This window comes from Humidesulfovibrio mexicanus (assembly GCF_900188225.1).
Taxonomy (GTDB): Bacteria; Desulfobacterota; Desulfovibrionia; order Desulfovibrionales; family Desulfovibrionaceae; genus Humidesulfovibrio; species Humidesulfovibrio mexicanus.
In genome coordinates, this window is record NZ_FZOC01000001.1 from 700,953 (window position 1) to 722,432 (window position 21,480).

The window sequence follows — 21,480 nt, forward strand, 5'->3', positions numbered from 1 at the left end:
CACAAGAAAAGCCGCCGGACCCCCCACATGCGAGGGCTCCGGCGGCTTGAAGCGCTGGTTGCGCGCCGCTACCAGTTCAGCGGGGCCTTGAACGCCTGGGCAAGGGCTTCCACTTCTGCACAGACTACGTATTCTTGCCCCTGCGTAACAGTAAGCGCGCCATGCACGGCTTCACCAATGCACGCGCAATGCTGCCCGGCGAAGTGGGCCTCGAAGGCCGCCGCGTTCTCCGGGGCCACCCCCACCAGCAAACGGCTGGCGGACTCGCTGTACAGCAGCTCCAGGGCGTTGGCGCAGCCGCAGGACGGCACCTTGGCCAAATCCACCCGCGCGCCCAGCCTGCCGCCGATGCACATCTCGGACAGAGCCACGCCCAGACCGCCATCGGAGCAATCGTGGCAAGAAGACACGAGCCCCTTGTGCACGGCCTCGAAGTACCGCAGGTAGCGTTCCCGCGCGGCCACCATGTCCACCTGGGGCACCTCGCCCCCGGCGATGCCGAGCTCGCTGGCGAGTTCGCTGCCGCCAAGCTCCGGCCGGGTCAGGCCCAACACGTAGAGCCGCTCGCCCGGCCGCTTCAGGTCAGAGGTCACGGCGCGCTTCACGTCGGGCATTTTGGCCATGACCGAGTACAGCACCGTGGGCGGGATGGAGATTTTGACCCCGCCGCCCTTGTAGTCGTTCTTCATGGAGTCCTTGCCGGAGACGCAGGGCACGCCGAAACCCCGGCAGAAGTGGTCCAGGGCCTGGTTGGCGCGCACCAGCTGGGCCAGCTTGTACTGGCCGTCGGGCGTGGTCTCGCTCTCCACGGGGTCGCACCAGCAGAAGTTGTCCACGCCCGCCATGTGGCGCAGGTCCGCGCCCACGGCCACGGCCCCGCGCACGGCCTCGTCAATGGCGTTGGCCATCATCCAATAGGTGTCCAGGTCGCTGAACTTGGGACAGATGCCGTTGGAGAGCACAAGTCCCTCGTCGCTTTCAAAATCCGGCCGGATGACCGCCGCGTCGGCCGGGCCGTCGCGCTTTACGCCCACCAGGGGCTTGACGATGCTCCTGCCCTGGACCTCGTGGTCGTACTGGCGGATGACGTATTCCTTGCTGCAGATGTTGAGGCGGCCAAGCATCCGACAGAGCAGCGCGCCCTGGTCCTGATCGGCCGGGAACGGGTCGGCCTTGGCCGCAGGCTTTTTCCAGCGGGCCTTGAGCTCCATCTGCGGCAGGCCCTCGTGCAGAAACTCCATGGACAAGCGGGTGACGGTCTTGTCCCCGTAGCGCACGTGGAAGAAGCCGGAGTCGGTGTAGGTGCCAAGGGCCGTGCTCTCCACGCCCATCTCGCGGGAAAGGGCCATGAACGCGTCCAGTTTTTCCGGCGGCACCGCGCAGGTCATGCGTTCCTGCGCCTCGGAGACGAGAATCTCCCAGGGCTTGAGCCCGTCGTACTTGAGGGGGGCCTTGGCCAAGTCCAGGTCGCAGCCGCCGCAGTCCTGGGCCATTTCGCCCACGCTGGACGACAACCCGCCAGCGCCGTTGTCGGTGATGGCGTTGTACAGACCGCGGTCGCGCGCGCGCATGAGGAAGTCGTACATCTTGCGCTGGGTGATGGGATCGCCGATTTGCACCGCCGTTGCGGGCGACCCCTCGTGCAACTCCTCCGACGAGAAGGTTGCGCCGTGGATGCCGTCCTTGCCGATGCGGCCGCCGCTCATGACGATAACGTCGCCGGCGCGGGCGCGCTTCTCGTGGCTAGGCCTGCCCGCCACGGTGACGGGCATGGTGCCCACCGTGCCGCAGTACACCAGCGGCTTGCCCAGGTAGCGCTCGTCGAACACGATGGCTCCGTTCACGGTGGGGATGCCGCTCTTGTTGCCGCCGTGTTCCACGCCCTCGCGCACGCCCTCGAACACGCGGCGCGGGTGCAGCAGCCTGGGGGGCAGTTCGCCCTCGTAAAACGGCGAGGCGAAGCAGAACACATCGGTATTGCACAAAAGATTCGCGCCAAGGCCGGTGCCCATGGGGTCGCGGTTCACGCCCACGATGCCCGTGAGCGCGCCGCCGTAGGGATCCAGCGCAGAGGGCGAGTTGTGGGTCTCCACCTTGATGCAGACGTTCAGCCGCTCGTTGAAGCGGATGACGCCCGCGTTGTCCTTGAACACGGACAGGCAGAAGTCGTCCGTGCCCTTGGCCTGGCGGATGGCCTGGGTGCTGCCCTTGATGCAGGTCGAGTAGAGGCTGTCGATGCGCGCGCAGCGCCCGCTCTCCTCGTCAGCATAGTCGATCTTGGCGGTGAAGATCTTGTGCTTGCAGTGTTCGCTCCAGGTCTGGGCCAGCACCTCCACCTCGGCGTCGGTGGGGTTGCCCGCCAGTTCCGGGGGCAGGCCCGCGGCCGCGCGCGCGGCGCGTACCGCCGGGTCCGTGTAGTAGGCGACGATGGTTTTCATCTCCGCCAGCGAAAGCGCCAGGGTGTTGGAGCGGCTGAAGGCGGTCAATTCCTCGTCGCTCATGGTGGCGAGGGGAATCACGGCCACCTCGTCGCTGGCCTGGCCGGTGACGCGCGCGGTGCGCGGCGCAAAGCCCGGCGCGGCCGCCCACTGCTCGGCGCTTTTCAGCTCAAAGCGTTGGATGAGCTCATTGGCGAGCAGGTCGCGGGCGATGTGCAGCGCGGTCTTCTCGTCCAGCGCGCTTCCGGGCGCGCCCTTGAGCAGATATTGCACGCTGGTATAGACGCTCACGGCCTTGGCAGCCTGCCCTTCGAGCCCCAGCATAAGCAGGATGGTCTCGCGCGCGGTCCGGGCCTCATTGTCGGTGACGCCAGGGCGGAAGCCCACCTCAAGGGCCCAGTCAAAGCCTTCCGCCTTGGCAATGGGCGCAAGGGAAATCTCGTGCAGCACCGGGTCGTGCAGGGCGGCTGCATCCATGACCGCCTGGGCCTGCGCCTGGTCCAGGCCCTCCACGGCGTACACGCGGACGATGCCCACGCGGGCCAGCTCCAGCCCCAGCTCGCCCTTGATCTTGCGCAGAACGCGCTCGCCCACAACGTCGCGCACCTGGGGTTTCAGCCCCAACTCGAAGCGCAGAAGCATACCGGATTCTCCTTGAGCAAGGCCGGTGGTCCGGCCGTTTCTAGTGTGTCAGCGCAACACGGGGCCGTCGTCGCCCACCATGGCGTCGCCGCCGGCGGCCTTGGCCGCGTAGGCCCAGTTGTCCACTCGTTTGAGCAGGCTCTTTGCGCTGTCGTCGTCCCGAAGATATGAAAAGCCCAGACTCACGCTCACCAAATCGCGCAGTTGGACGCGCACGTCCTCGCGAATGCGCCGGGCGATGGCCGCAAGGCGCTCCCGGTCCACCTCGGTGACGATGACGGCGAATTCGTCACCGCCGTAGCGGCAGGGGTGGTCCATGCCCTGGCGCACCAGGCGCAGCAGCAGCCCGGCCACGGACTTGAGCACCTCGTCGCCCGCGGCGTGCCCCTTGGAGTCGTTGACCTCCTTGAAGCGGTCCAGGTCGAAAAACACCAGGCCCAGGCCGCGTCCTGTGCGGCGGCTGCGCGCCACCTCCCGCTCCAGGGTGGCGTGGAACTGGTAGTGGTTGTACAGGCCGGTAAGCCCATCAAGCAAGGCCCGCGCCTTCAGCTTGGCCTCCAGGCGGCGAATCTGCGTCAGGTCGCGCCCCACCACCAGGCACTCGCGGCTCCGGGGCGCTGCGCCTTCGGGCTTGCCGCCAAGGGGGGCGAAGGACAATTCGTAGGGCAGCTCGGCCCCGCCCTGGGCGTGCAGCAGCACCTCCACATGGGCATGGCCTTCGGCTTCAAGCAGTTCCGGCCCCCACCCGTCCACGTGGCTCACCGCTGGCGAGAACACCTCCAGGAAGTCGCGCCCGGCCAGCCCCAACTCCATCTGCGAGCAGTACTCGACGACGCCGGACGGCGAAACGGTGAGCACCAGCTCGTGCATGGAGGAGACAAGGCGTTCCAGAAAGCTCTTGCGGCGCAGGGTCTGCACTTCCAGCTCGGAAAGCTCGCGCAGGTCCTCGAAAAGCACCAGAAAGCCGCCATCCGGCTGCCTGTGCGCCGAAAGGTACAGAACCCCGTCACGCGCGGCCCCGTCCTGATCGACCCCCAGGAAGTAATCAATGGCGGCGTAACGTTCCCTGTCAACATCGGTCACGAAGGCGGCGAACGCCGAGCAGGTTTCGGCGGGCAGGCGGCTGGGCAAAAGCTCCACCAGGGGCCGCCCCTTGGCCGAGGGGCAAAGGCTCAGAAATCGAGACAGCCTCCCGTTGGCCTCGACCACGCGCCCCTGCGCGTCCAGCCGGGCCACGCCGACGGGAATGGCGTCAAAGGCCAGGGCCTTCTCCTCCAGCACGGCCTGGCGGGCGCTGTAGTGCTCAAACCCCTGGGCAAAAAAGCGCAAGTATAAGGAAAGATTTGTCATATCCTCGCGGGTGAGGGTGGCTTCGCCCAGCCGCAGTTCGCCCAGCCGCGTGCCGGAACAGGAGATTTCCAGGCCGGAGGTGCGCAGACGCCAGGGAATGGCGCCGGGCCGGAACAGGCCGTCGGTCCGCTCCAGGCTGCCGGAGGGCGTCAAATGGTACAGGCGGTAGCCCTGGCTCTGCGGCGCGCGCAGGGCCACGTCCCAGCTTTTCACGTCCCAGTTGAGCTTGATGTGCTTGCCCAGCACCCGCGCCACGGAGGAAAGCCCGCCCTCGACGGTAAGCAGATCCATGCTGAGAAAGCAAAAGCCCTGCATGATCTTCACCGAGTGCCGGTAATAGGCGCGGTTTTCCTCGCCCTCGGCAATGCCCAGGGAGCCCAGCATGGAGCGGAACCGCTCCAGGCAGCGCTTGCGAAACTCCTCCACCTCACGCTCGGAAAGCCCCAGCACCGTACGCAACAGCCCCTCGAACTGCACTACGCCAAACGGCCCGCTCACGTGGCCAAGCTCCACCTCGGACCACTGGGTGGCCAGCGCCACGGCCTGGGCAAGGGGGGGCAGGTCGGCCAGCGAATCCACGGCGTGATGGAAGCGCACGCTCTCGCAAATTTCCGCCGGAATGCCCCAGCGCACCAGCAACATCTGCGAAAGGGCCGCGTGGTTCATGCCCCAGGCCTCGGCCTCGCGGTCCAGCTGGCCCCGCTCCAGCACGGTGAGCCGGTCGCGCTGTTCGGGCTCCGGCAGGTATTCGCTGGCCGCGCAACGCAGAAACAGCAGCGACACATCCTTGAGCAGGCAGCAAAGGTAGGCTTGGTCGGCCTGCGCGGGGCACAACTTCTGGGCCAGCAGCTCGGCGGCGATGGACGACCAGGTCACCAGCCGCCAGTCGGGGTAGAAATCATAATGGCATTCGGGAAAGCCGCTCTCCAGATCCTTGTGCAGGGTCATGGAAACGGCCACTTTGAGGATCTCTCGGCTGCCGAGCACAAGGGCCGCGCGGGAGAGGTCGGTGACCTTCTGCGGCAGGCCGTAGAAGGCGGAGTTCACGAGGTTCAGGACCGTGGTGGCCAAGGCTGGGTCCAGGCGCAGGGTCTCGCCCATGACGCCGAAGTCCGGCTCGGGCTTCAGCGCCTCCTGCATCAGCCGGAGCATGACCGGAGAAAGCGAGAGCCTCTGGAGCAGATGCGGCGAATTGAGCAGCAGGTTCCCGGCCATCGGCCCCCCGTCATTTGCGTCTGGAAAGGACGTACTCCGCAGCCTGGGCCAGGACCGCCCGCTCAGGCGTTTCCGGCAGGGCGCCAAGCGCCGCCAACGCGGCGTCAACATAGCGCCGCGCGGCCTCGCGGGTCTCGTCGGCAAACCCCTTTTCCCGCACCTCGGCCACAATGCGTGCGGCATCCTCGACAGTCAACCGCTTTTCCCGCAGGGCCGTCAGCAGCGCCGAGGACTCCGCCTGGGGCAGGCTCTCAAGGTACAGAATCAGCGGGAGGGTCATCTTGCCTTCGCGCAGGTCGCCGCCGGCGGGCTTGCCCATCTCGCTCTCGGAGACCGCGTAGTCCAGCGCGTCGTCCACCAGTTGGAAGGCGATGCCCAGGTTCAGGCCGAAGTCCCCGGCCAGGTCCTCCAGGGCGCGGTCGCGGCTGGCGAGGGCGGCCCCGCAGCGGCAGGCCGTCTCGATGAGTCGGGCGGTCTTGCCGATGATGATGTCCAGATAGGCCTGCCGGTCCACACTGGGCCGCGCCGTATGCGCCAGCTCCAGGATCTCGCCCTCGGCCGTGGCCATAATGCCCCGGGCCAGGAGCGCGTTCAGCCGGGGGATGTCGTAGCCCGCGCCAAGGCTGTTGGCCAAGGCCAGCAGCACGTCTCCGGCCAGAATGGTCTCGGTGACGCCGAAGGCCACATGCGCACTGGTCTTGCCCCGCCGGGTCTGGGCCTGGTCCAGCACATCGTCGTGCAGCAGGGTGGCGGTGTGCAGCATCTCCAGGGCGCACGCCATGGGCAGCACGTCGCCCTGCCCGTGGCCCAAGGCGCGGGCGCAAAGAATGGTCAGCATGGGCCGGATGCGCTTGCCCCCGGAGAGCAGCACATGGCGCGCCACCTCGCGCACAAGCCCGTCAAGCCTGTCCGCCTCGGCGGCGAGGAAGGCGTTGATGCCGGGAATCTCCCTGGCGAAGTAGGCGCGCATTTCGTTCATGCCGTTCACGTCCGCTGGTTGGGGGTTGCGTCCGGGCCTCCCGTGGAGGCCAAAAGTCGTTGCGCGGCCACGCCCAGGGCGTCCAGCGCTCCGGGCAGATCCCAGGACTCTGGCGGACGCGCGCCCACTGCGTTGGACACCGCGCGCAGTTCCGCAAAGGGCAGCCCGGAGAGCCTGGCCGCGTAGGCCACGGCAAAGCCTTCCATGTTCTCCAGCCCTGGGCCGAAACGGGCCAACCGCTCCCCGGCGCGCGCGCGGTCCGCGCTCACCCCGCTCACGGTGATGCTCGCGGCCCTGTCCAGCCATGCGGCGTCAAGCCCCATGCGCGCGGCCTCGGCCGGGGCGTCCCAGGCAAGGGAGGCGAACACGGCGGCGGGGTCGGACGCGGGCACGCCATTCAAGCTGAAGCCCAGGGCGCGGGCATCCGCATCGCACGCGCCGGAAAAAAGCAGGCCGTAGTCAGGCCAGACCTCGCGCTCCACCAGCCGCGCGCAGCCCAGCGGATGCGCGGCCAGATCGAAGCTCCCGGCCACGCCCACGCACAGCACGCCAAAAATCTCCGTCTGCTCCATGGCGCGCCCCAGGGCCAGCGCAGCGTTCACCACGCCGATGCCGGTGACCAGGGCCAGCACGGGACGGCCATGCGCCTGCGCAGGGAACAGCCGCCCCTGCAGCTGCTCCTGGCCTGGCGCCTGGGCCAGCCCCAGCGCGGCGGCCAGCTCGCGCCCGGTGGCGGCGGCGACCAGCAGCACGCCCGCCCTACAACCGCCAGAGGGTGAACCCGGCCGCAGCAGCCGCCGCCGGATCGAAATGTCCCTTCACGTCCAGCACGATGGGCGCCGCGCCCTGGCGGAACCAGCCGCGCAGTTCCTCGAAACCGAGGTCGGCGTACTGCCGGTGCGCAACGGCCAGGATCAACGCGTCCAGGTCGCGCAGTTCGGAGACGGGCGAAAGCCCGATGCCGTACTCGTGCCGGGCCTCGTCCGCATCGGCCATGGGATCGGTGGTCAGCACCCGCACGCCATAGTCCTCCAGCGCGCGCACCACATCGATGACCTTGGTGTTGCGCAGATCGGGCACGTTTTCCTTGAAGGTGAAGCCGAGCACGCCCACGCGCGCCCCCTTGACCTTCACATCGGCGGCGATGAGCTTCTTGACGCAGGTTTCGGCGATGAAGCCGCCCACGGCGTCGTTGATGGCGCGCCCGGCCAGGATGACGCGCGGCGAAAAGCCGAGAGCCTGGGCCTTGAAGGTGAGGTAGTACGGGTCAACGCCGATGCAGTGCCCACCCACGAGCCCCGGCCGGAAGGGCAGAAAGTTCCATTTGGTGCCAGCGGCCTCAAGCACTTCCAGGGTGTCGATGCCCATGCGGTCGAAAATCGCCGCCAACTCGTTCATCAGGGCGATGTTCAGGTCGCGCTGGGTGTTCTCGATGACCTTGGCCGCCTCGGCCACTTTGATGGAGGAGGCCCGGAAAGTGCCCGCCTTGACCACGGCGCCGTAGAGCGCGCACAGCAGGTCCGCGGTTTTGGCGTCCTGCCCGGCCACCACCTTGGTGATGGTTTCCAGCGTATGGGCGCGGTCGCCGGGGTTGATGCGCTCCGGCGAGTAGCCGACAAAGAAGCCCTCGCCGCACTTGAGGCCGCTGGTTTCCTCCAGCAGGGGCACGCACACCTCTTCCGTCAGGCCGGGATACACGGTGGACTCGTACACCACCACCGCGCCGGGAGCCAGGTTCGCGCCGACGGTCTTCGTCGCGCCGACGACCGGCCGCAAGTCCGGGGAGCGGTGCTCGTCTATGGGCGTGGGCACGGCCACAATGACCACGGCGGCGTCCTTCAGGCGGGCTGCGTCGCAGGTATAGGCGACCTTGGCCGCCTTGAGGTCGCCGGGAAGCACCTCGCCGGTGCGGTCGCTCCCGGCCTCAAGCTCCTCCACGCGCTTCTTGGAAATATCGAATCCGATGACCGGAAAATGCCGCGACAAGGCCACGGCAAGGGGCAGGCCCACGTAGCCCAGGCCAACCACGGCCACGCTGGCGCGCCCGGCGCGCAGATCCTCGATGCCCGCTTTCAAACCCATGTGCATTCCTTCCTCGCTGGTTCATCGGGCAGGGCGCTGTGGACAACCCGCGTCCGCCCGGATACAAGGGCGCATGAACCTCGACTGGCCCCTTTTCTTCGTGGCCCTGGGCCTGGCCTTCCTCATGGAAGGGCTGCCCTACTTTCTGCTGGCCGAGCGCATGCCGCCCGTGCTGCTGACCCTGGCCAGCAGGCCGCCGCGCGCGCTGCGCGTGCTGGGCCTCACATCCATGATCCTGGGCGTGCTTCTGGTGGCTCTGGGCCGCTCGTTCTAGTCCTTTTGCGGGCCGTCGCCGCCCGCCTTTTGCGCCACATGCAGGTACACGATGCCGGAGAGCATGGCAACGTGAAACACGCGCGCAAAGCCCGCGTCCATAAGCTCCCGCGAAAGCTGGCGTTCATCCGGAAACTCGCGAATGGTCTCCGCCAGATAGCGATAGGCGGCGCGGTCGCCGGAAAACAGCCTGCCGACAAGCGGCAGCAGCTTGTCCAGATAAAAATTATACAACCCGCCCCACACCTTGCGTCTGCCGGTGCCGAACTCCAGGATGCAAAAGCGGCCGCCGGGCCTGAGGCAGCGCAGCACTTCCCTGTGGGCGGCCATGCGCGGGCGGATGTTGCGGATGCCGAAGGCGATGGTGGCCGCGTCCACGGATTCGTCGGCCAAGGGCAGTTGCCGTCCATCGCCCTGCACAGGGATGATCTGTCCATCCAGGCCGCGTGACAGCTTGCCCTTGCCCGCCGCCAGCATGGGCAGGGTGTAGTCCACTGCGGCCACGCGCACGCCAGGATACTGGCGCACCAGGGCCAGAGCGACATCCAGGGTTCCTGCGGCCAGGTCGAGAACCACGCCGCCCGGCCTGGGCAAGGCCACGCGGGCCAAGCGCCAGCGCCAGTAAATATCCAGCCCCAGACTCAGGGTGTGGTTGAGAAAGTCATACCAGCGGGCAATGCGGCCGAACATGGCCGCCACCTGCCTGCCGTGGAGCCGGTCTTTCTGGGCCAGCTCCTGATCCGTGGAATGCGGCATGGCCTAGGCGTCCTTCTTCCCCGGCGCGGCCGTTTGCGCGCCGCCGCTCACGGTGCGCAGGACCTCGGAATATATCTCCGCGAAATGCTCGGCGAAATTGGCAGGAGAGATGCGGCCCACCTCGATGAACTTGACCACGATCTCCTTGGCCACCTGCAGGGCCTGCTTCTCCAGCGAATCCATGCCCGCTCCCTTGCGCTTTCCGGACGCGCAGGCCCGGCTTGACTGTCTGAAAACCCGCCCGGTGGGAAATGGTCGCGACCGCACCACGCGGGAGACCCCGGGCGGGAAGGAGGAAAAAACCTGCGAGGCCCCTCCCCCCTTGTTTGGTGGTTAGCCCTACCACGCCGCCCCCCCCTTCGTCGAGTGCGGCGCGCAGGGAATACCGCCCTGCGTGCGGACGCAAAAAGGCCGCCCCCGGAATGGAGGCGGCCCCTTGGTGTTGATCGGCGCGCGCGCTATTCGTCGCGCATACTGGCGGCCAGCGCGGCGATCTCCTCGCGGATGACGCGGGCGGCCTCGCGCGGCACCGCGCGAGAGATCTCGGAGAAGATCTCGCGGTCCAGCTGGGCCTGGCGGTCCTCCACCACGGCAAGACGCTCCGCAGCCCCGGCGACGGCCTTCTCGGCCCCTTCCACGCGCGCCCCAAGCGCCTGTGCGGCGTCGGATGCCGCACGGGCCTCCTCGCGCGCAGCGTTGGCCTCGCGGTCGGCCTCGGCCAGGCGGGACTCCAGTCCGGCCTCCAACTGCGAACGCAGGGCCGTGAGTTCCTCGCGCAGGGCGCCCGCCTCTTCCTGCGAGGCGTGCAAGCGCGCTTCCAGGTCGGAAAGGGCGCGCTCGCGCTCGGCCAGCTGCCCTTCAAGGCGCACCACGGCAACGCTGCTGCCGGTGACCTGCAGGGCCAGTTCGGCCAGACGCTGCTCAATGGCTGCAAGGGCCTCCCCGGACAAGGCGGCGGGGGCCGCCGGGCTTTCGGAAGCGGCAAAGGCCGCTCCAGCGGCCACAACGCCGAGGGCGGCGTCGGCCAGGGGGAGCACCGGCTCCTCAAGCATTGGCTCCTCAAGCGCCGGTTCTTCAAGCGCCGATTCGGACGCCTCCGCCAGCGGCTCCGCTTCGGGCGCGGCGAAAGCGGCGGGGGCCAGTTCGGCCTCAGGCGCGACTTCAAGCTCGGCCTCAGGCTCGACTTCGGGCTCGACTTCGGGTTCGACTTCGGGTTCGACTTCGGGCGCGGCTTCGGGTTCGACTTCAAGACCGGCCACCGGAGCGGTCCCGGGCGCGGCCAGCTCGTCGAGCAAGGCCTGGGGGTCGAGGGAGCGTTCGGGCTCCGGTTCCCCGGCGGAACTCTCAATGCCTTCCATGAGGCCGCTCATGTCCAGGTCGCCGGAATCAAGGATGGTCTCCAGCCCGGCTGGCGCCACGGCTTCCGCGGACTCGTCCAGATCCGGCAGGGACAGGTTCAGATCCCCGCCAAGGTCGGCGGGCTCCTGCTCCGGCGCAAGGTCGCGACCCGGCTCGGGGTCGGAAAGATCAGGCAGGGTGAGGCCCAGCAGATCATCATCCGCCACGGCTGCGTCCGGGTGCTCCGCGACCTCGGCTTCCGGCGTTGCGGCAGCGCTCTCTTCCACCAGATCGCCCAGCGAAAGCTCCAGCAGATCCTCGGCGGGTTCGGCAGGCTCGACTGGCTGGGCGGCCGACACGGCGGCGGCCTGTCCCGCGGCGGGAACGTCCAGGGTCTCCAGCAGATCGGCCATGTCGGTGCTGTCCAGTGGCTCGGGCGCGGCAGGCTGGGCAGGCGCGGCGGCTTTCTCCCCCAGGCCGGAAATCAGGTCATCCAGCCCGGCCAGGTCGATGCCGCCGTCCTTGCCGCCGGACACATCCTCCGGCGGGGACAGCAAGTCCGAACCCGCGCCCTCGGCAAAGGCGGACAGATCAAGGATGTCGTCATCCCCATCGGCAGAGGCATCCTCCACCAAGTCGCCCAGGGAAAGTTCCAGCAGCTCGTCCTCCGGTTCGGAGACAGGCGCGGAAGCGGGCGCAACGGCAGGATCCGGCGCGGGGCCACCCACAGGCGGAGCGGACGCGGGCGTCTCGTCCGCAGCGGCGAGCTCCTCGGCGAAGAGGGCTTCGAGCTCTTTTTCAAAATCGCTCTCGCTGGCCGTTGGTTTTTTCCCCGAGGCCTTCATGTCGAGGGCGTCAAGGTCCAGGGCGTCGTCGGGAGCTCGAGAAGTCGGCGGCATGGGCTTCGCCTCCGGGAGTTAAAAAAAGGGGGCCGCTTGCGCAACCCCCTTGGTGAGCGGGCGTCCTGCTAGGCCTTCGGGTGGCACTTGTCGCAGGCGGTGGGAACGTTGGGCTTCTCGGCCTTCTTGGCCTTGTGGCAGCCCAGGCAGGACTTGGGATTGTTGCCGTGGAACGCGGCGTAATAGGAATCCTTGCCCTGCTTGGCGGTCAGGTTGTCGTGGCAGCCCTTGGTGTCGCAGCTGGCAAACTCGCTGCCCTTGGCGTCCTTCTTGTGGTGGCAATCGGCGCACTTCACGGCACCGTGCTTGCTGTGGGGGAACTTCACCAGCGACTTGGTCATCTTCATGCCCGCAGGGGCCTTGAAGACAAAGCTGTCAGCCGGGGCCTTGGGGGCCGCGTACAGGGGCAGCGCCAGGGCGCAGCCCAGGGCGGCGACGACCAGACTCATAAAGAGAGAACGTTTCATGCTCCTCAATCCTCCTTCTTCACATGCGTGGGAACTCCACTCTACCACTAGCCTTGGGAAGCCTCCCCCGTGTAACGGGGGAACATTCCGAGACGAACACTTAAGCAAATACTCCCAAAACGCGTTCCCTGGCAAGGGAGGGTGCGCACTTTTCCGGGATTTTTTTCACGATCCCGGCGCCGCAGCCCCCCCGGCAAGCGCATATTTTCCCGCATAGCCGCGCGGGGTCAGCAGCCGCCCCCCGACCAGCCTCGTGGAGGCGTTGCCCACCAGCACGATGCTCTGCATGTCCACGGCTTGCGGGTCCAGCGCGTCCAGCGTGGTGGCCAGAATCTCCTGCCCCGGCCGGAAGGCCCGCTTCACCAGGCCGACCGGCGTGCCGCCGGGCTTGTGCGCCCGCAGCAGCTCAAGGGCCCTGGGCAGTTGGTCCGTGCGCCTGCCGGAACGGGGATTGTAGAGCACCACCACGAAGTCGGCCCCGGCCGCCGCCGCCAGCCGCCGCTCGATCTGCTCCCAGGGGGTGAGCAGGTCGGAGAGGCTCACCACGGCGAAGTCGTGCATGAGCGGAGCGCCCAAAAGCGCAGCCGCCGCGCACAGGGCCGGAATGCCCGGCACCACCTCGAAGTCCACCTGCCCGAGCAGGCCGCGCGCCTCCAGGAGTTCCAGCACCAGCCCGGCCATGGCGTACACGCCCGCGTCGCCGCTGGAGACCACCGCCGTCTCCACGCCGGAAACGGCCAGGTCGATGGCCGCATTGCAGCGCTCCACCTCGCCGGTCATGCCCGTGGAAAGCACCTGCCTGCCCTCCAGCAGCTCCGGCTCCAGCAGGCCTATGTAGCCCTTGTAGCCCACGATGGCGCGGGCCCGCAGGAGCGCCTGCCTGGCCATGGGCGGCAGCAAGGCCGCGTCTCCGGGCCCAAGCCCGACAACCGTGATGCGCCTGTTCACTCACTCTCCTTTCACGGGCAGAAGCGCCACCGCACAGGTGACGCCCTCGCCCTTGACCTTGTCCACCAGCGGAGCCGGAGCTCCGGAGAGCAGCAAGGCCGCCGCCTCGCACACGCTCCCGGACCCCACGCGCCGCTTGACCGTCTCGGACTGCCCGGCGGCCTCCACCGCCGCCAGGGCCTCCACCTCGAAAAATACAACTTCCGGGCCAAGGGCCGCAGCCGCCGCACAAATACCCGGATCCTCTCGTTTTATGACCGCAGTGCCCACCCGGCCGATGCTCTGCCGGGCCAGGCCGTGCTGCGCAAACACGTGCGCAACGTGCGCAAGAATTTCCCGCTCCCCCACGCCCCGGCGGCTTCCCAGGCCCAGGCACAGGCAGCGCGGATAGGCGCGGAAGGTTCCCGGATACGCCCCCCCCGCCTGCCAATGGCACCACACCCCCGGCGCGTCCGGGGCCCAGTGCGCTGGCGCGGTCGCGACAAGCAGCCCCCCTGCGTCGTCGCCGCAAAGCAGCCGTCCCTCGGGGTCGTAGCACTGCACCGGGCGTCCCTCCAGCAATGCGGCCGAGACGGCCTTCACCGCGCGGGCGTTTTCCACAGCCATGCCCTTGGCCGCGGCCAATTCGTCCACGCCGGGCAGGCAAGCCGCATCGGTGCCGGTGGTGATGACGGCGGTGGCTCCGGTCAGCCGCGCCAGTTCGCGCGCAAGCTCGTTGGCTCCGCCCACATGGCCGGAGACCAGGCTCACGGCGAAGCGCCCGGCCAGGTCCAGCACGGCCACGGCCGGGTCGCGCGCCTTGTCCTGCAAGTGCGGGGCAACGGCGCGCACGGCGATGCCCGTGGCCGCCACGAACACATGCCGCCGGTGCTGGCGGAACACGCGGGCCATGTGCGCGGCCAGCCCGGCAAAAGGCGCCACGCCCTCGCGCCCGGCGGCGAGCCGCGCAGGGGCGTAGACACGCGCGTCCAGATCCGGGGCGATGCGCAGGGCCAGATCAAGGCCCTGGGCGCTCAAGGCGTGGATGGCTGTTTCCGGTGGGGAGGCCACGGCGTTCAGAGGCGCTTCTCGGCCCAGATGATGAACACCGGGTTCTGGGCGCGCAGCATGAAGTCCCCGGCCAAACGGTCGGCGTGGCTGGCCTGCAGCTGGGTGACGCCGAAGTTCCAGTTGTGGGACTGGAAATACTCCTTCACGCGCATGAGAGTGTCCAGCAGGATGGCGTGGGCCACGATGCGGCCGCCGGGCTTGAGCCTGCGGCAGGCATGGGCCAGGGTGCGGGTGTTCTCGCCCAGGCCGCCGCCAATGAACACGCGGTCCGGGTCGGGCAGCTCCACCAGGCTCTCGGGCATCTCGCCCTGCACGGTCTCCACCAGCCAGGCCCCGATGCGCCGCACGTTCTCGCGGATCATGGCCGCGCGGCGCGGCTCGCGCTCCACGGCGAACACGCGGCCCTCATGGGCCAGGTGCGAGGCCTCAATGGCCACGGAGCCGCAGCCCGCGCCCAGATCCCAGACCACGGAATCGGGCAGCAGGCCCAGCATGGACAGCCCGGCCGCGCGCACGGCCTGCTTGGTGATGAGGCTCTTCTCGTGGAAGTAGTAGTGGTCAGGGATGCCCAGCATCAGCGGGATCTCCGGCGGCGCGGTGCGCTCCACCAGCACCAGGTTCAGGTCGGAAAAGGGCAGGTCCCAGGCCTCTTCCATGCGCAGGCGGCGGGCGGTTTCGCCGGGGGTGCCCAGATTTTCCAAAACGACGAGTTGGGCGTCCACCACGCCGCGCTCCAGAAGCGCCTGGGCCACCGCCGCCGGGCCTCGCTCGGGGTCGGTGAACACGGCGATGCGCTCAAAGCGGGCCAGGGCGGCGAAAAGCGGCGTGAAGTCGCTTCTGCCGTGCAGGGAGACCACGCGCACGTCGTGCCAGGGCAGGCCCACGCGCGCGGCGGCCATCTGCAGGGTGCACAGGTTGGGGTGCACCACCACGCGGGCCGCGCCCAGCGCCTCGATGAGCCGCTTGCCCAGGCCGAAGAACAGCGGATCGCCGTCGGCCAGCACCACCACGGCCTTGCCCGCCGCACGCTCGCGGGCGATCTCGTCCAGGATGGGCGAAAGCGCTCCGGCCACGGGAATGTCGCGTTCGGGCCGACAGCAGCGCGGAGCCGCGTCCAGCAGCCTGCGCCCGGCCACCAGCACCTGCGCACGGGCCAGGATGTCCTCCACGCCCGGCGGGGGCGTAAGGTCTCCGGGCCGAAGGCCCACCACATGCACGGGGTTCTGGCGTTTCTCGAACATGGGCACCCTTACCGCGAACCCGCGCCGGGGTGAAGGGGGGAATCCACGGAAAACAGCGCGGGCGCAATCCCATCGGCATGGAGGATGCTCCCGTCCTGGCCCCCGGCGTTTTTCCCGGTGTCCTGACCGGAAATGTCGAAAACCACGTAGCGCACGTCCAGGGGGGCAAGGCCAGCCTCGCGCAGATGCCGGGCCGCAGCGGCCATGGCGTCCCCCACAAGCAGGGAGGTCAGCCGCCGCGCCGCGTCTGGCGGCAAAAGCGCCAGGGCCTGGGCCGCCGTGTTGGCCCCGGCGATGGCCGTGGCCGCGGCGCGGTCCGCCCCGGCATCGGCAGCGCGCGCGGCGAGCCGGGCGAAGTCGATGGCCTCGCCGTGGGCGTGGGTATTGGCGAGCCCCTGCGCCTGCTTGACCAGCTTGCCGAAAAATACGGCCCAGACGACGATCGCGAAGCCGCGCTCCGCCGCGGCGCACAGGGCGTGGGCGTAGAAGTCCGCAGCCTGGACCAGGCACAGCTCCGGCGCAAAGGGATGGCGCTCCAAAAACAGCCGCTCGCTCCTGCGGCCGGTGGTCATCACCGCGCAGGCGTGCCCGGCGGCGCGGGCCACGTCCAGGCTGCGCGAGACGCACTCGGCCCAGGCCCCGTGGCTGTACGGCCGCACCACGCCGCCCGTGCCCAGGATGGAGATGCCGCCGGTGACGCCAAGGCGCGGGTTCAGGGTGCGGCGGGCCATGTCCTCCCCCCCAGGCACCTCTATGACCACAAGCGCGATGCCGTTGTAGCCTTCTGGCAGGGCCTCCAGCACGCTGGCGCGGATTTGCGCCTCCGGGCCGGGGTTGATGGCCGCGCGGCCCACGGGCACGGGCAGGCCGGGCAGGGTCACGGTGCCCACCCCTTTGCCGCCACCGATGAGCACGTGCGGCCCGGCGCCGGAAAAGGCCGGGTCCAGGATCACATGGGCCTCGATGCGCGCTCCGTGGGTGGCGTCGGGGTCGTCGCCCGCGTCCTTGACCACGACGGCGCGCACGCCCATGCCGTCCTCGGCGGCGCTCAGCACCGGGACGCAGAGGCGGCCCTGGTTGGGCGGCGGCAGGGGAACCTCGACCATCTCCGGCGCGGTCGCGGCGAGAGCGTACAGCGTGGCGGCCTTGGCTGCGGCGGCGGCCGCCGTTCCGGTGGTGAAGCCCTCGCGCAGGGGGGCGGCGGCTGTTTTTCTCACACGGATTCCTTTCCGGATTCCAGACGGACCGGGCCTTCCAACACCGGCGCGTGGGCCGCCCGGGCGATATTTTTGAGCATTGCGGGAAACAGCAGCCCATGGGCCGGGTACATGCTCCACCAGTAGGCCAGGCCCCACAGCCCGCGCGGGCGGAAGCTCGTCAAAAGCTCCAGGCGGGTGGCCTCGCGGCCGTCGCTGTTCCGGGGGGTGGTGCGCAGCTCCAGGGTGGCCGCGCCGGGCAGCTTCATCTCCGCCAGCAGCAAAAGCCGCTCGCCCGGCGTCACGTCCAGCACGCGCCAGAAGTCCAAGGCGTCCCCCGTCCCAAGGCGTTCGGAATCCCGGCGGCCGCGCAAGTGCCCCGGCCCGCCCAGCAGCTTGTCGGCCAAGCCGCGCAGCCGCCAGAGCGGGTCGCCAGCGTACCAGCCCGTGCCCCCGCCAATGCGCTCCACCGCGTCCCACACGCGGGCCGTCGGCGCGTCCAGCACGGCGGCGTAGTCGGCGGTGAAGAGCATGCCCCCGGCAAAGGGGGCGTCGCCGGGCCTTGTCCACTCCGCCGGGCAACTGGTGCGACCGGGCAAAAAGTCCGGGGCGCAGGCCTGGCCCGCATCGTAGCAGCAGCTGGGCGCAGGGCCTTCCCAGGCCTCGGAAAGCGCCTGCGCAATGGCCTCGCGGCAGGTGAGGAGCCTCTGCGGCGCAAGGTCCAGAATGCGCCGGTCCGCGCAGACCACCTCGTTCCTGAGGCCCTCGATGAGCGGACGGACGAGGTGCGCGGGCACCGGGGTGACGAGATTGACCCAAAAGGCGCTCAGGGTCGGCGTAAGCAGGGGAACCGGGATGATGAGCGGAGCGCGGATGCCCGCCGCGTGCGCGTAGATGCGGAACAGCTCGGCGTAGGTCACCACCTCCGGCCCGCCGATGTCCAGGGTGAGCCCGGCCGTGGCCGGATTGTCCAGACAGCCGACGAGGTAGCCCAGGACGTTGCTGACGGCGATGGGCTGGCAGCGCGTGCGCACCCAGCGCGGAGTGATCATCAGCGGCAGGCGCTCCACCAGGTTGCGGATGATCTCGAAGGAGGCGCTGCCCGAGCCCAGAATCACCGCCGCGCGCAGAATGGTCACGGGGACCGGGCCTTCGGAGAGGATGCGGCCCACCTCGGTGCGGGAGCGCAGGTGCTCGGAGAGCCCGGGAGAATCGTCGCCCAGGCCGCTCAAGTAGATGATGCGCTCCACCCCGGCCTCGGCGGCGGCCTGGGCCATGTTGCGGGCGGCCTCGCGGTCCGCCTTGGCGAAGTCGCCGCCAGCGCCCATGGAATGGACCAGGTAGAAGGCCGCGCGGCAGCCGCGCATGGCCTCGGTCAGGCTGGCCCGGTCGGTCACGTCGGCCCGGCATATCTCCAGATTCGGATGTGCGCCCCAGGGACGGCCGGACAGCTTGCGCGGGCTGCGCACCCCGGCGCGCACCTTCTCGCCCCGCGCCAGAAGCAGCGGGGCAAGCCTGCCGCCCACATACCCCGTGGCCCCGGCGATGAATACAGGCCCGGCCTCCATGGCTACTCCCTGGGCCGCCAGCCCAGGCGGCCCAAGCAGTCGGCCATGGCCTTGTCGCGGTCCGCGCCCTGGACCTGCGCCCCGATCTTGCCTTCGCAGAACGCGGTGTCCTCCTCAAAGAGGCGGTCCTCCTTGCGCGGGTCGGCCATCTGCGGGTGGACCCAGTCCTTGGTCTTGGGCAGGCAGCCGGAAAGCAGACCGGCCAGAATCAATGCGGCCCAGAGGCCGGCAGGAACGGGTTTGCGGGACATGAACGGACCCTCCATTTTCGCAGTACGTCGATATCAGCGGCCGTGGACACCCGTGCGAACACCGCCCCCAAGGCAGCCACATAGGCGGCCTGCACGTCGGCCGCGGCCACGGTGCGCCCCTCGTGCTCCAAATCGCGGGTGGCGCAGGCGTCGGCCACCAGGCGGCAGTGAAAGCCCAGGTCAAAGGCGGCGCGCACGCCGGTATCCACACACATATGCGTCATCATCCCGCAAATGGTCAACCGGGAAGCGGAAAAACGCTGCAATACGGCCATAAGATCCGTGTGGCGGAAGCAGTTGTGGTCGTGCTTGCTGATGACGGTCTCGCCAGGCAGGGGGGCCACCAGCGGATGCAGCTCCGAGCCGTCGCCGCCCTTGAGCAGAAACGTCGCTCCGGGCTGGATGCTCTCGTGCCGCACATGCACCACGGGCTTGCGCGCCGCGCGGAAGCGGGCCAACACAAAGGCGGCCTTTTCCGCCGCCGCGGAAGCGTCCGCAAGCTCCATGCGGCCGCCGGGGAAATAGTCCTTCTGGATGTCGATGAGAATCAGCGCCTCGTTCATTGCCTACCTCGCTCGTCTTTCATGCCGGGCGCAATGCGTCCGGGGGGCTCCCTACCACCTTTGACGAGCATGTCCAGCCCGGCGAGGGGGGCTTGTCCCGATTTTCCCAGGGTGCGCAACCCCGCGGACGGCCACGCAAACGCTCAGGCCGGATCCAGTTCGGCGGCAGTCGAGACCTGGGCGAACACCGCGCCCAAGGCGGCCAGATACGCCGTCTGCACCTGAGCGGCACTGGCGCTCTGCCCGCCATGGGACAGGGCGCGCGTGGCGCAGGCATCGGCGGCGAGGCGGCAGGCGAAGCCCAGGTCAAAGGCCGCGCGCACGCTGGTGTCCACGCACATATGGGTCATCATGCCGCAGAAGGTCAGGCGCTGCACACCCTGGGCGCGCAACATGTCCAGCAGGCAGGTGTCGCGGAAGGCGCTGGGAAAATGCTTGAGCACCACGGGCTCCCCGGGCTGCGGGGCCACGCACTGGCGGATCTCCGCGCCGGGCGTGCCGGGCAGGAAGAAGGTCGAGCCGGGGCGTATGCTCTCGTGGCGCACATGGAACACGGGCTGCCCCGCCCCGCGCCAGCGCTCCAGCAGCAACGCCGCCTCGCTGCCTGCCGCATCGGCCCCCTCAAGCTCCATGCGGCCGCCGGGGAAATAGTCGTTCTGGATGTCGATGATGACAAGCGCATCACTCATGCCCTTCCTCCAAGTTTTTCTCCGCTGGTGTTTCGCCGACTGTAGCAGCATCTCCCCGTAAGCCCAAGCGGCCAATGGACCGCCCTGCCGGTGCGCCGCCTGTCGAATGGCTTGCAATAGCTGTTCGGAATGGTTTTTGGTCACACGAAAACAAACGAGCAGCAACGTTTTTCAAGAAGACTTGACAATGAACTTCATTTTCAATTAAGACTGATGGCGAAGCCGCCACGCGGCCAGAACACAACCCAAACGGCCTGTCCGCGCACGTTCCCGGCAGGCCGCAGCCCTCGAAACGAGGAGGCGCGATATGCTGAAGCCAAACATGTGGGACCATCCGGACTACGCCTGTCCCATCGTGGGCACCTGCCTCTCCACGGCCGAACTGCGCAAGCTGGGGGCGCGCGTGCAGCTCATTCTGCCGCCGGGCGCCACGGATTACGAACTGCACGGCTGCTTCGTCACCTTGGCCAAGCGCTCGGACAAGCCGGCGAAAATCGTGCAGAAGTATCTGGACCGCAAGTTCGCCCGGCAGATGAAGCGCTTTGACCACACCCAGGGCGACGAGGCCCTGTGGGCCCTGTGGTCCGAAATGGCCGACGCGGGAGACATCCCCGGCGCGTTCTGGTCCGTCATGCGGCACAACGGCGCCAGCGAGCAGCTCATCGCGCGCATCTACGGCGAGGTGCACATGCTTTCGCACCTGGTGGGCGCCAGCACCCGCGCCGACCTGCGCCGCCTGGCAGAGACCCAGGCCAAGGTGGAGCGCCTTGAGGCCGCGCTTGCCGAACGCAAGAACGTGCTGCGCGAAGCCGTGGCCGTCTGGAAGCGCCGCACCATGGAGCTTGAGCGCGAGCTGGCCGCCGAACGCGCCCGCCGGGAAAAGGCCGAACGCGAACGGGTGAGCCTGCGGGAGATGCTGGAATCGCGCAGCGTGGCCGAGCTGACGCAGGACCGGGAAGCCCTCTTGGGACAGTTGGAGCAGGTGCAGGACAGACTGTTGGACGCACAGGCCGAAACCCGCCGCCAGACCCTCATCATTGAAGGCAACTATCGCGAGGAGGCGCTTCTGCGCAACCAGCTGGCAGAGCGCGACCGCGAGGTGGCCGCCCTGGAGCTGGCCCTGCTGGAAAACCTCCAGCCCAAGCAGATGCCCCCCTGCGGCGGGGCCTGCAGCAACCCCGAAAATTGCCCCTGCCCGCATTTGCGCGGCAAGTGCGTGTTGTACGTCGGCGGCAGAAGCGGGCTCAAGGGGCAGTATAGAATGCTCGGCGAACGCTTCGGCTGCCAAGTGCTGCACCACGACGGCGGCGTGGAGCAGTCCTCCCAGCACCTGCAGCAGCTGCTTTCCAAGGCCGACGCCGTGGTCTGCCCCGTGGACTGCGTGAGCCACGACGCCTGCGCGTTGGTGAAACGCATGTGCCGCGGCAGCATGAAGCCGGTGCTCTTCGCGCGCTCGTCCGGGCTTTCAAGCCTGGCGTCCTCGCTTGCGGCGCTGGACCAGGCGTGCCAGTAGGGCGAAGGGGGCCCGAAGCCCC

General features: G+C 68.7%; 19 protein-coding genes. 2 read left to right on the forward strand and 17 right to left on the reverse strand.

Features of this window, described 5'->3' with window-relative positions; all coding sequences use genetic code 11:
* Window positions 1-68: 68 nt before the first annotated feature.
* The 5 genes from CHB73_RS03335 to CHB73_RS03355 are packed head-to-tail and all read right to left on the reverse strand — an operon-like array spanning window position 69 to window position 8,706.
* Window positions 69-3,080 (reverse strand): AIR synthase-related protein, encoded by a 3,012-nt coding sequence (locus CHB73_RS03335; protein ID WP_089272036.1) that lies wholly within the window; start codon window positions 3,078-3,080, stop codon window positions 69-71.
* Window positions 3,081-3,128: 48 nt separating this feature from the next.
* Window positions 3,129-5,645, reverse strand: a complete 2,517-nt coding sequence (locus tag CHB73_RS03340; RefSeq protein WP_179216870.1) for a sensor domain-containing diguanylate cyclase — start codon at window positions 5,643-5,645, stop codon at window positions 3,129-3,131.
* Window positions 5,646-5,655: 10 nt separating this feature from the next.
* Window positions 5,656-6,624 (reverse strand): polyprenyl synthetase family protein, encoded by a 969-nt coding sequence (locus CHB73_RS03345; RefSeq protein ID WP_089272271.1) that lies wholly within the window; start codon window positions 6,622-6,624, stop codon window positions 5,656-5,658.
* Window positions 6,625-6,629: 5 nt separating this feature from the next.
* Complete coding sequence (gene mqnB, locus CHB73_RS03350) at window positions 6,630-7,376, reverse strand: futalosine hydrolase (protein WP_179216871.1); 747 nt, start codon at window positions 7,374-7,376, stop codon at window positions 6,630-6,632.
* Window positions 7,377-7,383: 7 nt separating this feature from the next.
* Window positions 7,384-8,706: a nucleotide sugar dehydrogenase gene (locus CHB73_RS03355; protein WP_089272042.1), complete on the reverse strand. Its 1,323-nt coding sequence runs from the start codon at window positions 8,704-8,706 to the stop codon at window positions 7,384-7,386.
* 73 nt (window positions 8,707-8,779) lie between these two features.
* Between CHB73_RS03355 and CHB73_RS03360 the strand changes: the two genes are divergently transcribed.
* A complete protein-coding gene (locus tag CHB73_RS03360) occupies window positions 8,780-8,980 on the forward strand; it encodes a DUF2065 domain-containing protein (RefSeq protein WP_089272044.1) in 201 nt (66 codons plus the stop codon).
* Here CHB73_RS03360 and CHB73_RS03365 read toward each other — a convergent pair.
* The 12 genes from CHB73_RS03365 to CHB73_RS03420 form a co-directional block, all read right to left on the reverse strand.
* On the reverse strand, window positions 8,977-9,735 hold the full coding sequence (locus tag CHB73_RS03365; protein WP_089272046.1) for a ubiquinone/menaquinone biosynthesis methyltransferase: 759 nt from the start codon (window positions 9,733-9,735) through the stop codon (window positions 8,977-8,979). The two genes, CHB73_RS03360 and CHB73_RS03365, sit on opposite strands and share 4 nt — an antisense overlap.
* A 3-nt stretch (window positions 9,736-9,738) precedes the next feature.
* Window positions 9,739-9,918 carry a hypothetical protein gene (locus CHB73_RS03370; RefSeq protein WP_089272048.1) on the reverse strand — a complete coding sequence of 60 codons (180 nt, stop codon included), beginning with the start codon at window positions 9,916-9,918 and terminating at the stop codon, window positions 9,739-9,741.
* Window positions 9,919-10,193: 275 nt separating this feature from the next.
* Window positions 10,194-11,972: a hypothetical protein gene (locus CHB73_RS03375; RefSeq protein WP_089272050.1), complete on the reverse strand. Its 1,779-nt coding sequence runs from the start codon at window positions 11,970-11,972 to the stop codon at window positions 10,194-10,196.
* 68 nt (window positions 11,973-12,040) lie between these two features.
* Window positions 12,041-12,439, reverse strand: coding sequence for a cytochrome c3 family protein (locus tag CHB73_RS03380; protein WP_089272052.1), 399 nt, complete (start codon window positions 12,437-12,439; stop codon window positions 12,041-12,043).
* Between the two features lie 165 nt (window positions 12,440-12,604).
* On the reverse strand, window positions 12,605-13,387 hold the full coding sequence (gene cobJ / locus CHB73_RS03385) for a precorrin-3B C(17)-methyltransferase (RefSeq protein WP_089272054.1): 783 nt from the start codon (window positions 13,385-13,387) through the stop codon (window positions 12,605-12,607).
* Window positions 13,388-14,437: a cobalt-precorrin 5A hydrolase gene (locus tag CHB73_RS03390; protein WP_143337298.1), complete on the reverse strand. Its 1,050-nt coding sequence runs from the start codon at window positions 14,435-14,437 to the stop codon at window positions 13,388-13,390.
* 5 nt (window positions 14,438-14,442) lie between these two features.
* Complete coding sequence (gene cbiE, locus CHB73_RS03395; RefSeq protein WP_089272058.1) at window positions 14,443-15,678, reverse strand: precorrin-6y C5,15-methyltransferase (decarboxylating) subunit CbiE; 1,236 nt, start codon at window positions 15,676-15,678, stop codon at window positions 14,443-14,445.
* Between the two features lie 8 nt (window positions 15,679-15,686).
* Entirely contained in the window at window positions 15,687-16,895 is a 1,209-nt protein-coding gene (gene cbiD, locus CHB73_RS03400; protein WP_235641490.1) for a cobalt-precorrin-5B (C(1))-methyltransferase CbiD, read from the reverse strand.
* Window positions 16,892-18,442, reverse strand: a complete 1,551-nt coding sequence (locus CHB73_RS03405; protein WP_089272060.1) for an SDR family oxidoreductase — start codon at window positions 18,440-18,442, stop codon at window positions 16,892-16,894. Before CHB73_RS03405 ends, cbiD begins: the two co-directional genes overlap by 4 nt.
* A gap of 2 nt (window positions 18,443-18,444) precedes the next feature.
* Entirely contained in the window at window positions 18,445-18,693 is a 249-nt protein-coding gene (locus tag CHB73_RS03410; RefSeq protein WP_089272062.1) for a hypothetical protein, read from the reverse strand.
* On the reverse strand, window positions 18,651-19,256 hold the full coding sequence (locus tag CHB73_RS03415) for a cysteine hydrolase family protein (RefSeq protein ID WP_089272064.1): 606 nt from the start codon (window positions 19,254-19,256) through the stop codon (window positions 18,651-18,653). The genes CHB73_RS03410 and CHB73_RS03415 overlap by 43 nt, the downstream gene beginning before the upstream one ends.
* A 143-nt stretch (window positions 19,257-19,399) precedes the next feature.
* Window positions 19,400-19,945, reverse strand: a complete 546-nt coding sequence (locus tag CHB73_RS03420) for a cysteine hydrolase family protein (protein ID WP_089272066.1) — start codon at window positions 19,943-19,945, stop codon at window positions 19,400-19,402.
* A 307-nt stretch (window positions 19,946-20,252) separates the two neighbouring features.
* Between CHB73_RS03420 and CHB73_RS03425 the strand changes: the two genes are divergently transcribed.
* Window positions 20,253-21,458: a DUF2325 domain-containing protein gene (locus tag CHB73_RS03425; protein ID WP_089272068.1), complete on the forward strand. Its 1,206-nt coding sequence runs from the start codon at window positions 20,253-20,255 to the stop codon at window positions 21,456-21,458.
* The last annotated feature ends 22 nt before the right edge of the window (window positions 21,459-21,480 follow it).